Source organism: Pseudomonas sp. MYb2 (assembly GCF_002979955.1).
In the GTDB taxonomy this organism is placed as follows: domain Bacteria; phylum Pseudomonadota; class Gammaproteobacteria; order Pseudomonadales; family Pseudomonadaceae; genus Aquipseudomonas.
Map to the genome: position 1 here is coordinate 162,143 of NZ_PCQC01000004.1, position 14,526 is coordinate 176,668.

Sequence of the window (14,526 nt, forward strand, 5' to 3'; positions counted from 1 at the left end):
CCTTTTACAGGTTGAGTGTCAGGCTGACGGTGAAGTTGCGCGGTTCGCCGGGGTTGACCCAGTAGTTGCTGTAGGAGCGCTCGTAATACTTTTCGTCGAAGAGGTTGTTCAGGTTCAGACCGACCGTGACGTTATCGCTGGCCTTGTAATGCGCCAGCAGGTCAACGGTGTGATAGGCCGGCAATTGGAAGTCGCTGCCGGATTCACCCGAGCGGTCGCCGACATATGTGAACGCGGCGCCGACATCCGAGCCGCGCAAATGCCCATCCTGAAACTCATAAACCCCGAGCAGGCTGCCGCTGCGCTTGGCCACGCCGAGGATGCGGCTGCCGGTGGGAATTACCGCGTCGCCTTGGGTCACTTCGGCGTCGATCCAGGCAAAGGCGCCGATGATCCGCACGGCTTCGGTGACTTGCCCGGTGACTTGCCAATCGAAACCGCGACTGCGCGCCTTGCCCATCGCGCGGCTGGTGTCGGTGCCAGGGTCGAGGGCGAGGACGTTTTCCTTGTCGATGTGGAAGAAGGCGAGGGTGCTGCTCAGGTGCTCGTCGAACAGTTCGTTCTTGATCCCGACTTCGTAGCCGACGCCTTCTTCTGGGTCGAAGGATTTGCCGGAGGCGTCGAGGCCGTTGTTCGGTTTGAACGAGGTCGAGGCGTTGGCGAACAGGCCGGTGTTCGGCGTCAGTTGGTAGAGCAGGCCGGCGCGCTGGGTGAGGGCAGCGTGACGCTGGTTGCTCGTGGCGTTGCGGCTGTGATCGTCGATGTGCTGATCGAAATGCTCGAAGCGTGCGCCGATCATCCCGCGCAGTTTGTCGGTGAAGACGATCTGATCCTGCAGGTTCAGCGCATGGCTTTCGACGTGTTCGAACGTATCCGTGCCCGAGCGGGCGCCGTTGGGTTTTGGCTGGCCGTAGATCGGTTTGTAGATGTCGATGGCGTAGGGGCCGCCGGCAATGGTGGTGACACGTTCGTTCTTGCGGAAGTTTTCGTACTCGGTGCCGATCAGCAGTTCGTGCTGCCACGGACCGAGGTCGAACAGACCGCGCAGCTCCAGTTGGGTGATGCTGTCATGCCAGTTGGTATCACGCTCGCGATAGCGGCGGTTGACGGTGTGGCCATCGGCGTTCAACGGACGGGATTCAGAGGCGTCGCCCCAGAGTTTGCCTTCCTTGTAGTGACTGGCCAGGCGCAGTTTCCAGCTGTCATTGAGGTGATGTTCGAGCGTGGCCTGCAGCAGATTGTTGTGGTTATCGATGTTGCCGTCGTTGGGCTCGCCGAGGAAGGTCGAGCGCGACACGCCGCTCCATTTGTTGTTCGGTGCGACGATGCCGCGATCGAAGGTCGAGCTGTGGCGGACGATTTCGCTTTCCACCAGCAACGAGGTGTCCGGGTTCAGTTGCCAACTGATCGAAGGCGCAACGAATACGCGCTGGCTGTCGACGTGGTCGCGGAAGCTGTTGTTGTCTTCGACCGCGAGGTTGATGCGCGAGAGCACATTGCCGTGATCATCCAGCGGCGTGTTGACGTCCAGCGCGGTGCGATAGCGGTCCCAACTGCCGGCGCTGGTTTGCAACGTGGTGAAGGCTTCGGGCTGCGGTTTCTTGGTGACGATGTTCACTGTGCCGCCGGGATCGCCGCGGCCGTACAGACTGGCGGCGGGGCCTTTAAGCACTTCGATGCGCTCGATATTGGCTGCATCCGGCGTGCTCGGATAGCCGCGATTGGCACTGAAACCGTCCTTGTAGAACTCGGACGTGGTGAAGCCGCGCACGCTGTACTCGTAAAGGGTCAGGCCGCCGAAGTTGTTCTGCTTCGATACACCGCCGGCAAAATCCAGCGCGCGTTCGACGCTGGTGCTGCCTAGATCCTTGAGCACGCTGGCGGGCACCACGCTGATTGCCTGCGGGATATCGCGGATCGCCGTGTCGGTTTTGGTCGCGCTGGACGAGCGCGTAGCGCGATAGCCTTTGACCGGGCCAGTCGGCGATTCGTAGTCGGAGATGACGCTGATGGCGTCGAGTTCGAGGGGTTTTGATTCTTCGGCGAAGGCTGGATCGACCAGCAAGCCAAGGCTCATACCGAGCAGGGAGGCCTTTGTTCGAGACGACATGTTATGTTGTTCCAATTCTTAGAATTGAAACAATATAACATATCTTTTGAGAATGTCTTTTATTCGCGCATCTGGCGCGAGAAAAGTTTTACTCTTCTTTTTCTTTCACCGGCGCCGGTGGCGGACGCAGGCCGATTTCAGCCGTGAGCTTCAGCTCTTTGCCGTTGCGCATCACCTGAATGGTCACTTTGTCTGTCGGTTTGATGCGCGCCACCTGGTTCATCGAACGACGACCATCGCCGGCCGGCTCGCCATCAATGCTCAGAATCACATCACCCAATTGCAGGCCAGCTTTCTGCGCCGGGCCATCACGGAAGATCCCCGCAACAACAATCCCCGGACGTCCGGACAGACCAAACGACTCGGCCAGCTCTTGCGTCAGCGGCTGCACTTCAATGCCCAGCCAGCCGCGAATCACCTGACCGTGCTCGATGATCGACTTCATCACTTCCATCGCCAGTTTCACCGGGATCGCAAAGCCAATGCCCTGCGAACCGCCGGACTTGGAGAAGATCGCCGTGTTGATGCCGGTGAGGTTGCCGTTGGCATCGACCAGCGCGCCACCAGAGTTACCCGGGTTGATCGCCGCGTCGGTCTGGATGAAGTCTTCGTAGTTATTCAGGCCCAGTTGGTTGCGGCCGGTGGCGCTGATGATACCCATGGTCACCGTCTGGCCGACGCCGAACGGGTTGCCGATGGCCAGCGCGACGTCGCCGATGCGAATGTTGTCGGAGCGGCCGACGGTGATCGCCGGCAGGGTTTTCAGGTCGATCTTCAGAACCGCAAGGTCAGTTTCCGGATCGCTGCCGATGACGCGGGCAAGGGTCTCGCGACCGTCTTTCAGGGCCACGACAATCTGATCAGCGCCGCTGGTCACGTGGTTGTTGGTGAGGATGTAGCCTTCCGGGCTCATGATCACGCCGGAGCCGAGGCTCGATTCCATGCGTTTCTGCTTCGGCGAGTTGTCCCCGAAGAAACGGCGGAACTGCGGATCCTCAAACAACGGATGCGCCGGTTTGTTGATGACTTTGGTGGTGTACAGGTTGACCACCGAGGGCGCCGCGATGGTCACCGCATCGGCATAGGACACCGGGCCCTGCTGCACGCTGGTGGTTTGCGGGGCCTGTTGCAGGTTGACGTCGAGGCTCGGCAGCCCGACCCACTGCGGGTAACGCTGAATAATCAACAGAGCGATAAGCACGCCGGCCAACAGCGGCCAGCCCATAAAACGCAGCGCCTTGAACATTAAGCACGTCCTGGAAGAGTTGCAGGCGGGGTCAGACCGCCCATAATGTCGCGCATTATACGAGGCCGCGCGTGCCTCTGAACGGGATATTTAGGAGTCTTTCATGGCCGTTGCCCTCAGCACCCTCGTCGAAGAAGCCGACCGTTACCTTGGCAGTGCGAAAATTGCCGATTATTGCCCGAATGGATTGCAGGTCGAAGGCCGTCCGCAGGTGATGCGCATTGTCAGCGGCGTCACCGCCAGCCAGGCGTTGCTCGATGCAGCCGTCGAGGCCGAGGCCGATCTGGTGCTGGTGCATCACGGTTATTTCTGGAAGGGCGAAAACCCGTGCATCACCGGCATGAAGCAACGTCGACTGAAGACCCTGCTCAAGCACGACATCAGTCTGCTCGCGTACCACCTGCCGCTGGATTTGCATCCGGATGTCGGCAATAACGTGCAGCTTGCTCGCCAACTGGACATTACCGTCGAAGGACCACTGGATCCGGATAACCTGAAAATCGTCGGCCTTGTCGGGTCTTTGAAAGAGCCGATGACCGCCCGCGATTTCGCCCGCAAGGTGCAGGAAGTCATGGGGCGCGAGCCGCTGCTGATTGAAGGCAATCCGATGATCCGTCGAGTCGGCTGGTGCACTGGCGGCGGCCAAGGCTACATCGATCAAGCCGTCGCCGCAGGCGTCGATCTGTATTTGAGCGGTGAAGCCTCCGAGCAGACTTTCCACAGCGCGCGCGAGAACGACATCAGCTTCATCGCCGCCGGCCACCACGCCACCGAACGCTACGGCGTGCAGGCGCTGGGCGATTACCTGGCAAAACGCTTCGCCGTCGAACACATCTTCATCGACTGCCCCAACCCGATCTGAATCCACCGCATTTCCCCTGTAGGAGTGAGCCTGCTCGCGATAGCTTTGTCACATTCAAGATAGCGGTGACTGACACACCGCTATCGCGAGCAGGCTCACTCCTACAGGGGTGGACGGCCGAACTGGCAGGCATATTCATATACCCTTTCGATCTAGTTGGCGTCCTGATTAGAAGAGGTCGCTGTGCTAGGATTCCTCGCTCGAACACGGCCCGCTGGCCGTTCATAAGAAAGCTTTCGTGAGTAGCCATGGTCGACAAACTGACGCATCTGAAACAGCTGGAGGCGGAAAGCATCCACATCATCCGCGAGGTGGCCGCCGAGTTCGATAACCCGGTGATGCTGTACTCCATCGGTAAAGACTCCGCCGTGATGCTGCACCTGGCACGCAAGGCGTTCTTCCCGGGCAAACTGCCGTTTCCGGTGATGCACGTCGACACCCGCTGGAAATTCCAGGAGATGTACAAGTTCCGCGACAAGATGGTCGAAGAACTGGGCCTGGACCTGATCACCCACATCAACCCCGATGGCGTGGCGCAGAACATCAACCCGTTCACCCACGGCAGCGCCAAGCACACCGACATCATGAAAACCGAGGGCCTGAAGCAGGCGCTCGACAAGCATGGTTTCGACGCAGCCTTCGGCGGTGCCCGTCGCGATGAAGAGAAATCCCGCGCCAAAGAGCGCGTGTACTCGTTCCGCGACAGCAAGCACCGCTGGGACCCGAAAAACCAGCGCCCGGAGCTTTGGAACGTCTACAACGGCAAGGTCAACAAGGGCGAATCCATTCGTGTGTTCCCGCTGTCGAACTGGACCGAACTGGACATCTGGCAGTACATCTACCTCGAAGGCATCCCGATTGTGCCGCTGTACTTCGCCGCCGAACGCGAAGTGATCGAGAAGAACGGCACGCTGATCATGATCGACGACGAGCGCATCCTCGAGCACCTGTCCGACGAAGACAAAGCGCGCATCGTCAAAAAGAAAGTGCGTTTCCGTACCCTTGGCTGCTACCCGTTGACGGGTGCCGTGGAGTCCGAGGCCGAAAGCCTCACGGACATCATTCAAGAAATGCTCCTGACGCGAACTTCCGAGCGCCAGGGCCGAGTCATCGACCACGATGGCGCAGGCTCAATGGAAGACAAAAAACGTCAAGGCTATTTCTAAGGGGCTGTCATGTCGCACGTATCTGATTTGATCAGCGAGGACATCCTCGCCTACCTGGGCCAGCACGAACGTAAAGAGCTGCTGCGCTTTTTGACTTGCGGTAACGTCGATGACGGCAAGAGCACCCTGATCGGGCGCCTGCTGCACGACTCGAAGATGATCTACGAAGATCACCTCGAAGCGATCACCCGTGACTCGAAGAAAGTCGGCACCACCGGTGACGACATCGACCTGGCGTTGCTGGTCGACGGCCTGCAGGCCGAGCGCGAGCAGGGCATCACCATTGATGTCGCCTATCGCTATTTCTCCACCGCCAAACGCAAATTCATCATCGCCGACACCCCCGGCCATGAGCAGTACACCCGCAACATGGCCACCGGTGCATCAACCTGTGACCTGGCGATCATTCTGGTCGACGCGCGTTACGGCGTGCAGACCCAGACCCGTCGCCACAGCTTCATCGCCTCCCTGCTGGGTATCAAACACATCGTTGTTGCCATCAACAAGATGGACTTGAAGGGCTTCGATGAAGGCGTGTTCGAGTCGATCAAGGCCGACTACCTGAAGTTTGCCGAAGGCTTGAAGATGAAGCCGACCAGCATGCACTTCGTGCCGATGTCAGCCCTCAAAGGCGACAACGTGGTGAACAAGTCCGAGCGCTCGCCTTGGTACAAAGGCCAGTCGCTGATGGAAATTCTCGAGACCGTGGAAGTCGCGGGCGATCGCAACTTCACCGATCTGCGTTTCCCGGTGCAGTACGTCAACCGTCCGAACCTGAACTTCCGTGGTTTCGCCGGCACGCTGGCCAGCGGCATCGTCAAGAAGGGCGACGAAGTCGTAGTGCTGCCGTCGGGCAAGAGCAGCCGCGTGAAATCCATCGTCACCTTCGAAGGTGAACTGGAACACGCCGGTCCAGGTCAGGCCGTAACGCTGACCATGGAAGACGAAATCGACATCTCCCGTGGCGACCTGTTGGTGCATGCCGACAACGTGCCGCCGGTCACCGACAGCTTCGAAGCGATGCTGGTGTGGATGGCTGAAGAGCCGATGCTGCCGGGCAAGAAATACGACATCAAACGCGCCACCAGTTACGTGCCGGGCTCGATTGCCAGCATCGTCAACAAGGTCGACGTGAACACGTTGGAAGAAGGCCCGGCGAGCGCGTTGCAGCTCAACGAAATCGGCAAGGTGAAGATCGCGCTCGACGCGCCGATCGCCCTCGACGGTTACGAAAGCAACCGCACCACCGGCGCGTTCATCATCATCGACCGTTTGACCAATGGCACCGTTGGCGCCGGCATGATCGTCGCCCAGCCGGTGACCCATGGCACTGCCACGCACCACGGCAAACTGGCGCACGTGGCGACGGAAGAACGTGCTCAGCGCTTTGGTCAGCAACCGGCGACCGTGCTGTTCAGCGGCCTGTCGGGCGCGGGGAAGAGCACGCTGGCCTATGCAGTCGAGCGCAAGCTGTTCGACATGGGGCGTGCGGTGTTTGTACTGGATGGTCAGAACCTGCGTCACGACCTCAACAAAGGTCTGCCACAGGATCGCGCCGGGCGTACCGAGAACTGGCGTCGTGCCGCGCACGTGGCGCGTCAGTTCAACGAAGCCGGTCTGCTGACTCTGGCCGCGTTCGTTGCGCCGAGTGCTGAAGGCCGCGAGCAAGCCAAGGATCTGATCGGCAAGGATCGTCTGCTGACGGTCTACGTGCAGGCCTCGCCGGCCGTGTGCGCCGAGCGTGATCCGCAAGGTCTGTATGCCGCCGCTGGCGACAACATCCCGGGCGAATCCTTCCCGTACGACGTGCCGCTGAATGCCGATCTGGTGATCGACACGCAGACATTGAGTCTGGAAGAAAGCGTCAAGCAAGTGCTGGATCTGCTGCGTCAGCGTGGCGCGATCTAAGCGTTAGCGACAAATAAAAAGCCCGCCGATGAGCAATCATCGGCGGGCTTTTTTATTCGGGCCAACTCGGTCAACTGTAGGAGTGAGCCTGCTCGCGATAGCGGTGTGTCATTCAACAATGGTGGTGGCTGATCCACCGCTATCGCGAGCAGGCTCACTCCTACAGGGGGTCAGTGTTTGGCTGGATATTCGCGGTGCATCTGTTCCAGCAGCGCATCCTTGTCCAGCCACAGCTGATTGATCCATCCCTGAAACTGCAAACGATATTCACCGTCCTGATCGTAATTCTTGCCAATGAATTGCTGCGGAATCTTCAGCTCTTCAAAGTGCACCACCACATCGCGCACATTGCCGCAGAGCAAGTCCCAGAATCCCGGACGCCCGGCCGGATAGTGAATGGTCACGTTGACGATCGACTCCAGTTGCTCGCCCATCGCATCCAGCACAAAGGCAATCCCGCCAGCCTTGGGCTTGAGCAGGTACTTGAACGGCGACTGCTGCTGCGCATGCTTGCCGTCGGTAAACCGCGTGCCCTCGACGAAGTTGAAAATCCCCACCGGGTTATTGCGAAACTTCGCACACGTCTTGCGCGTGGTTTCGAGGTCTTTGCCTTTCTTCTCCGGGTGCTTGGCGAGGTACGCCTTGGAGTAGCGCTTCATGAACGGAAAGCCCAGTGCCCACCACGCCAGACCGATAACCGGCACCCAGATCAGCTCCTGCTTGAGGAAGAATTTCAGCGGCTGAATCCGGCGGTTGAGCACGTATTGCAGCACCAGAATATCGACCCAACTCTGGTGGTTGCTGGTGATCAGATACGAGTGCTGATAGTCGAGGCCTTGCAGACCGCTGACGTGCCAGCGTGTACGCCGCACCAGGTTCATCCAGCCCTTGTTGTTGCTGATCCACGCTTCGTGGGTGTGGCTCATCAGCCACCGTGAGGCGCGTCGGGCGAGGTCGAACGGCAGCACTTTGATCAGCGCCACGCAGAACAGAAACGAGCACAGCAGAATCGTGTTGACTGCCAACAGCAGCGAGGCGATCACGCCGCGCACGGGTGCAGGTAGAAAATCCAGCATTTACACATCCATAGGTCGGTTGGCGGCTTGAATCGCGGTGAGGGCGATGGTGTAGACGATGTCATCGACTTGCGCGCCTCGCGGCAAGTCATTCACTGGTTTGCGCAGACCTTGCAGCATCGGCCCGAGGCTGACGCAATCGGCGCTGCGTTGCACCGCTTTGTGGGTGGTGTTGCCGGTGTTCAGATCGGGGAACACAAACACCGTGGCGCGACCGGCGACCTGACTGTTCGGCGCCAGTTGCCGGGCGACGTCGGCGTTGGCAGCAGCGTCGTATTGCAGCGGACCGTCGATCAGCAGCGAGTGTTGCTGTTCGTGGGCGAGCAGGGTGGCTTCGCGGACTTTTTCGACTTCTTCGCCGGTCGCCGATTCGCCGCTGGAGTAACTGATCATCGCCACGCGCGGGGTGATGCCGAATGCCGCTGCCGAGTCGGCGCTTTGCAACGCGATCTCGGCCAGTTCCGTAGCGCTCGGGTGCGGGTTCATCACGCAGTCGCCGTAGACCAGCACTTCCTCCGGAAACAGCATAAAGAACACCGACGACACCAACGTGCAGCCCGGTGCGGTCTTGATCAGCTGCAGAGCCGGGCGGATGGTGTTGGCGGTGGTGTTGATCACGCCCGAGACCAGCCCGTCGACTTCATCCAGCGCGAGCATCATGGTGCCGATCACCACGGTGTCTTCCAGTTGCTGCTCGGCCATCGGCGCATTAAGGCTTTTGGTTTTGCGCAGGGCCACCATCGGCTCGACATAGCGCTCGCGGATCAGATCGGGATCAAGAATCTCCAGCCCAGGCGGCAAGACGATGCCTTGGGCGCGGGCGACGGCTTCGACATCTGCAGGTTTGGCCAACAACACGCAACGGGCAATCCCGCGTTCCTGACAGATCGCCGCCGCTTGCACAGTGAACGGCTCGCTGCCTTCAGGCAGGACGATGCGCTTGTTCGCCGCTTGCGCGCGCTGGATCAATTGATAACGGAACACCGCCGGCGACAGGCGCATTTCCCGTGGCGTGCCGCAGCGCTGATGCAGCCATTTGGCGTCGAGATGGCTGGCGACGAAATCGGTGATGATCTCCGCACGCTCGCGGTCATCAATGGGGATTTCCTTGTTCAAACCGTTGAGCAGGTTGGCCGTGTCGTAAGAGCCAGTGCTCACCGACAACACCGGCAAACCGGCCTGCAACGCGCCACGGCACAGATCCATGATGCGCGGATCCGGCAGCGTGTCGCTGGTCAGCAGCAGGCCGGCCAGCGGCACGCCGTTGATCGCCGCGAGGCTGACGGCGAGGATGATGTCGTCGCGGTCCCCTGGCGTCACGACCAGCACGCCGGGCTTGAGCAGCTCGACGGTGTTGCGCATGGTCCGCGCGCAGATGATGATTTTGGTCATCCGTCGGGTTTCGTAATCACCGGCATTGAGCACTTGCGCGCCCATCAGGTCGGCGACGTCGCGGGTGCGTGGTGCGTTGAGTTCGGGTTGGAACGGGATGCAACCGAGCAAGCGGAAATCACCGCTGCGCAGCAACGGCGAATGCTCTTTCAGACGCGTGGCGAAGGCGTCCATGCTCTCGTCGGTTTTGACCTTGTTGAGGATCACGCCGAGGACTTTCGGGTCTTTCGGCCCACCGAACAGTTGCGCCTGCAATTCGACCCGGCCGGACAGTTCGGCGAGCACTTCGTTTTCCGGCGCCGAGACCAGAATCACCTCGGCGTCGAGGCTCTTGGCCAGGTGCAAGTTGACCCGTGCGGCGTAGCTGGCGCTGCGGGTCGGCACCATGCCTTCGACGACCAGCACGTCTTTGCCAATGGCCGCTTGCTGATAGAGGGTGATGATTTCTTCAAGCAGTTCATCGAGCTGACCGTCGCCGAGCATCCGCTCGACGTGAGCAAGGCCCAGCGGTTGTGGTGGTTTCAGACCGTGAGTGCGCGCTACCAGTTCGGTGGAACGCTCAGGGCCGGTGTCACCCGGATGCGGCTGGGCAATCGGCTTGAAGAAGCCGACTTTGAGGCCTGCGCGCTCAAGCGTGCGCACCAGCCCGAGGCTGATGGAGGTCAGACCCACGCCAAAATCGGTGGGGGCGATAAAAAAAGTTTGCATGCGAATTCTCTAAAGTTGCATGGCAATGGCGGTCGCTTATGTCTGACGACCTACCGAAATTCAGTCGCCAAGGTTATCGCTAACCGAGCCTTGTGCGCACCAACCGCAGGCAAAGGCTTGGCCTATTTTTTCAATACGTTGCGCCGGGTCGAGCACCCAGGCGCGGGATTGCCACGGCGGCTGGTGGCGCAGGTGCTGGGTGTGGCCACAGGAAAGCTCGACCACCCAATGAGCGTCTTCGTCCTGATGGAAGCCTGTGATCGTCGAAACCCGTTTGTCCGGGTTGTGTTCGCTTTCGCGCGATTGCTTCGCTAAACTTGGCCTTTCTATATTCTTCTGCAAAAGGTCTCGCCCCATGCTGATCGCCGCCAATAAGGCTGTCTCCATCGACTATACCCTGACCAACGACGCTGGTGAGGTCATCGACAGCTCCGCCGGCGGCGCTCCGCTGGTCTACCTGCAAGGCGCAGGCAACATCATCCCGGGCCTGGAAAAAGCGCTGGAAGGCAAAACGGTTGGTGACGAACTGGAAGTCGCCGTTGAACCGGAAGACGCTTACGGCGAATACGCCGCCGAGCTGGTCAGCACCCTGAGCCGCAGCATGTTCGAAGGCGTTGACGAGCTGGAAGTCGGCATGCAGTTCCACGCTTCGGCGCCGGACGGCCAGATGCAGATCGTCACCATCCGTGACCTCGACGGCGACGATGTGACCGTCGACGGCAACCACCCGTTGGCCGGTCAGCGCCTGAACTTCAAAGTGAAGATCGTTGACATCCGTGATGCCAGCCAGGAAGAAATCGCTCATGGCCACGTCCATGGCGAAGGTGGCCATCACCACTGATTTTCTGCGCTAAGCTTCGAGTACTGGAGAGGCGCCTGCGGGCGCCTTTTTAGTCCGCGGCTGTCCTTGGTGGCCTCGCCAAGTGGCTGTTTCGAGTAGAACATCGGAATCCTGGAGTTCGTCATGAGTGCTTTTCACGACCTTAAGTTGACAGCCCTGGATGGTCAGGAGCTACCGCTGGCGCCGTTCAAGGGCCAAGTCGTGCTGGTGGTCAACGTCGCCTCCAAGTGCGGCTTGACCCCTCAGTACGCGGCGCTGGAAAACCTCTATCAGCAATTCAAAGGCAAAGGCTTCAGTGTGCTGGGCCTGCCGTGCAACCAGTTTGCCGGCCAGGAACCCGGTTCTGAAAAGGAAATTCAGGATTTCTGCAGCCTTAACTATGGCGTGACGTTTCCGTTGTCGAGCAAGCTCGAAGTCAACGGTCACGAACGGCATCAGCTCTATCGCCTGCTGGCGGGCGAGGGCGCGGAGTTTCCCGGTGACATCACCTGGAATTTCGAAAAGTTTTTGCTCGGCAAGGACGGCCGCGTATTGGCGCGGTTCTCGCCGCGCACGGCGCCGGATGATCCGACCATTGTTCATGCGATTGAAAAAGCGCTGAGCTGAAACGGCAAGATCAAAAGATCGCAGCCTTCGGCAGCTCCTACACGGGACTGACGGGGCTGCGGTCTTTTCGTTTCTGATCCTTAATCACCAAAATCAATAATGCTGTTCAAAGGCTTCGAGTCTCCATATTATCGTCGTCATAAAGTCATCTCTGTGGAGCCCTTCGATGCCCGTTCAAGCCTTGTTCAAACCGTTCCACCTCGGTGCCCTCGAACTGCCGACCCGCGTGGTCATGGCGCCGATGACCCGTTCCTTCTCCCCGGGTGGCGTGCCAAATTCGAAAGTCATCGAGTACTACCGCCGTCGCGCAGCCGCCGGTGTCGGCCTGATCATCACCGAAGGCACCACCGTCGGCCACATCGCCTCCAACGGTTACCCGAACGTGCCGCAATTCTTTGGTGAAGCGCCGTTGGCCGGCTGGAAGAAAGTCGTCGACGCTGTTCACGCTGAAGGCGGCAAGATCGTTCCGCAACTCTGGCATGTCGGCAGCGTACGCCGCATCGGCACCGAGCCGGACGCCAGCGTGCCGGCTTACGGTCCGTCGGAAAAACTCAAGGACGGTCAGGTCGTGGTGCACGGCATGACCCAACAGGACATCAAGGACGTAATCGCCGCATTCGCCCAAGCCGCCAAGGACGCACAAAGCATCGGTATGGACGGCGTGGAAATCCACGGTGCCCACGGCTATCTGGTCGACCAGTTCTTCTGGGAAGGCAGCAACCAGCGCACCGACGAATATGGCGGCAGCCTGGCCAATCGTTCACGTTTCGCCATCGAGCTGATTCAAGCGGTGCGTGCAGCAGTCGGCGAAGGTTTCCCGATCATCTTCCGCTTCTCGCAGTGGAAGCAGCAGGATTACACCGCGCGTCTGGTGCAAACCCCAGAAGCACTGGGCGAGTTCCTCAAGCCTTTGTCTGACGCCGGCGTGGATATTTTCCACTGCTCGACGCGGCGTTTCTGGGAGCCGGAGTTCGACGGCTCCGAGCTGAACCTGGCGGGCTGGACCCGCAAGCTGACCGGCAAACCGACCATCACCGTCGGCAGTGTTGGCCTCGATGGCGAGTTCCTGCAATTCATGGTCAACACCGACAAGGTCGCGCAACCGGCCAGTCTGGAGAATCTGCTGGAGCGTCTGAACAAAGAGGAATTCGATCTGGTGGCCGTGGGCCGTGCGTTGCTGGTCGACCCAGACTGGGCGCAAAAAGTTCGCGAAGGGCGTGAGCAGGATATTCTGCCGTTCAGCCGTGAGGCGTTGATGACGCTGGTTTAAGCGGCGTTCTCAATGATCCCTTCGCGAGCAGGCTCACTCCTACAATTGGAATGCGTTCCCCTGTAGGAGTGAGCCTGCTCGCGATGACGGTCTCCGAGTCGCCTGAACTCAAGGCAATGTCTGCGCATTCGGCACCACTTGCTCCCCCACACAAGCCCCACGCAAGTGCTCCTCAAACTGCTCAATGATCGCCGCCCACCCCTGGCGACTCGCATGCTGCCGCGCATTCAAGCGCACGCAACGCAACGCTTCATCCTCCTCCAGCAACCACGCCGCCGCCTCACAAAACGCCTGCTCATCACCCGGCATCGCCAGCACGCCGTTGTAGCCATGGCGAACATGTTGCGCCGCCGCAGCCTGATCGTAAGCCACCACACCCAACCCTGAAGCCAAGGCCTCCAGCACCACATTGCCGAAGGTTTCCGTCAGGCTTGGAAACACAAACAGATCCCCGGACGCATAGTGCGCCGCCAACGCTTCACCGCGCTGCGCACCGCAGAAAATCGCCTCGGGCAGTTCCTTTTCCAGCGCTAACCGTTGCGGACCGTCGCCAACCACGATCAGTTTCAGATTGCGCTGTGGATAACTGCTGCGCAGGGTGTCGAAACTGCGCTTGAGCAAGCCCAGATTTTTCTCCGGGGCGAGGCGTCCTACGTGAATCACGGCGATATCGCGCTCGCCCAGCCCCCATTGCTCACGCAAGGCATTCAGGCGTTTGCTCGGATGAAACAACTGGCTGTCGACACCACGCGACAACAACGCCAACCGCTCGAAATGCCGCCGCTCCAGCTCCAGGCGTTGGCTGACACTCGGCACCAGCGTCATGGCCGAACGATTGTGAAACCAGCGCAGATAATGCGTGAGCATCCGCGTCAGCAAGCCGAGGCCGTACTGACTGGTGTACTGCTGAAAATTGGTATGGAAACCGCTGACCACCGAAATCCCCAAACGGCGCGCCGCCCGCAGCGCCGACAACCCGAGCGGGCCTTCCGTGGCGATGTACAGCACATCGGGACGCTGGCGCTTCCAGCGCCGCAGCAGTTTATGCATCGACGACTGCCCCCATTGCAGCCCCGGGTACCCCGGCAGTGGCCAGCCCCGACATAACAGGAGTGCATCATCCTCACTGCGCTGCGGATCGCCGGCCTGACGCGGGCGCACCAATTCGACCTGATGCCCACGCGCGCGCAGTCCATCGCACAAGCGGCCAAGCGTATTGGCCACGCCGTTGATTTCCGGTGGGAAGGTTTCGCTGATCAGGGTGATATGTAGAGCTGTCGTCATGGCCTCAGTGTCGGCTGAGGCCATGTCGTGCTTGTGACGTTCGGATGATGGATTTAT

At 60.0% G+C, this 14,526-nt stretch carries 12 protein-coding genes; 6 read left to right on the plus strand and 6 right to left on the minus strand.

Annotated elements, in window-relative coordinates:
- Positions 1–4: 4 nt before the first annotated feature.
- Both CQ009_RS08105 and algW read right to left on the minus strand, forming a co-directional pair.
- On the minus strand, positions 5–2,110 hold the full coding sequence (locus tag CQ009_RS08105) for a TonB-dependent siderophore receptor (RefSeq protein WP_105705493.1): 2,106 nt from the start codon (positions 2,108–2,110) through the stop codon (positions 5–7).
- An 88-nt stretch (positions 2,111–2,198) separates the two neighbouring features.
- A complete protein-coding gene (algW, locus tag CQ009_RS08110; protein WP_064387994.1) occupies positions 2,199–3,356 on the minus strand; it encodes a Do family serine endopeptidase AlgW in 1,158 nt (385 codons plus the stop codon).
- A gap of 103 nt (positions 3,357–3,459) precedes the next feature.
- Between algW and CQ009_RS08115 the strand changes: the two genes are divergently transcribed.
- The 3 genes from CQ009_RS08115 to cysN all read left to right on the plus strand — a co-directional run bounded on the left by CQ009_RS08115 (position 3,460) and on the right by cysN (position 7,292).
- Entirely contained in the window at positions 3,460–4,218 is a 759-nt protein-coding gene (locus CQ009_RS08115) for a Nif3-like dinuclear metal center hexameric protein (RefSeq protein ID WP_038357546.1), read from the plus strand.
- A 248-nt stretch (positions 4,219–4,466) separates the two neighbouring features.
- Positions 4,467–5,384 (plus strand): sulfate adenylyltransferase subunit CysD, encoded by a 918-nt coding sequence (gene cysD / locus CQ009_RS08125; protein WP_007912374.1) that lies wholly within the window; start codon positions 4,467–4,469, stop codon positions 5,382–5,384.
- Positions 5,385–5,393: 9 nt separating this feature from the next.
- On the plus strand, positions 5,394–7,292 hold the full coding sequence (gene cysN / locus CQ009_RS08130) for a sulfate adenylyltransferase subunit CysN (protein ID WP_064387993.1): 1,899 nt from the start codon (positions 5,394–5,396) through the stop codon (positions 7,290–7,292).
- 170 nt (positions 7,293–7,462) lie between these two features.
- Here the strand turns inward: cysN and CQ009_RS08135 are convergent, their stop codons facing one another.
- The 3 genes from CQ009_RS08135 to CQ009_RS08145 are packed head-to-tail and all read right to left on the minus strand — an operon-like array spanning position 7,463 to position 10,855.
- Complete coding sequence (locus CQ009_RS08135; protein WP_105705497.1) at positions 7,463–8,368, minus strand: acyltransferase; 906 nt, start codon at positions 8,366–8,368, stop codon at positions 7,463–7,465.
- Complete coding sequence (pta, locus tag CQ009_RS08140) at positions 8,369–10,468, minus strand: phosphate acetyltransferase (protein WP_105705499.1); 2,100 nt, start codon at positions 10,466–10,468, stop codon at positions 8,369–8,371. It lies immediately after the preceding gene.
- A 60-nt stretch (positions 10,469–10,528) separates the two neighbouring features.
- Complete coding sequence (locus CQ009_RS08145) at positions 10,529–10,855, minus strand: DUF3565 domain-containing protein (protein ID WP_064387990.1); 327 nt, start codon at positions 10,853–10,855, stop codon at positions 10,529–10,531.
- On the opposite strand from CQ009_RS08145, the gene CQ009_RS08150 reads away from it, so the two are divergent.
- From CQ009_RS08150 to CQ009_RS08160, 3 genes are all read left to right on the plus strand, one after another.
- Positions 10,824–11,309, plus strand: a complete 486-nt coding sequence (locus CQ009_RS08150) for a peptidylprolyl isomerase (RefSeq protein WP_064387989.1) — start codon at positions 10,824–10,826, stop codon at positions 11,307–11,309. The two genes, CQ009_RS08145 and CQ009_RS08150, sit on opposite strands and share 32 nt — an antisense overlap.
- Positions 11,310–11,432: 123 nt before the next feature.
- Positions 11,433–11,915 carry a glutathione peroxidase gene (locus CQ009_RS08155; protein ID WP_064387988.1) on the plus strand — a complete coding sequence of 161 codons (483 nt, stop codon included), beginning with the start codon at positions 11,433–11,435 and terminating at the stop codon, positions 11,913–11,915.
- A gap of 166 nt (positions 11,916–12,081) precedes the next feature.
- Positions 12,082–13,185, plus strand: coding sequence for an NADH:flavin oxidoreductase (locus CQ009_RS08160; protein ID WP_105705501.1), 1,104 nt, complete (start codon positions 12,082–12,084; stop codon positions 13,183–13,185).
- Between the two features lie 108 nt (positions 13,186–13,293).
- On the opposite strand, the gene CQ009_RS08165 is transcribed toward CQ009_RS08160, so the two are convergent.
- Positions 13,294–14,493, minus strand: coding sequence for a glycosyltransferase family 1 protein (locus tag CQ009_RS08165; RefSeq protein WP_105705503.1), 1,200 nt, complete (start codon positions 14,491–14,493; stop codon positions 13,294–13,296).
- Positions 14,494–14,526 lie beyond the last annotated feature (33 nt).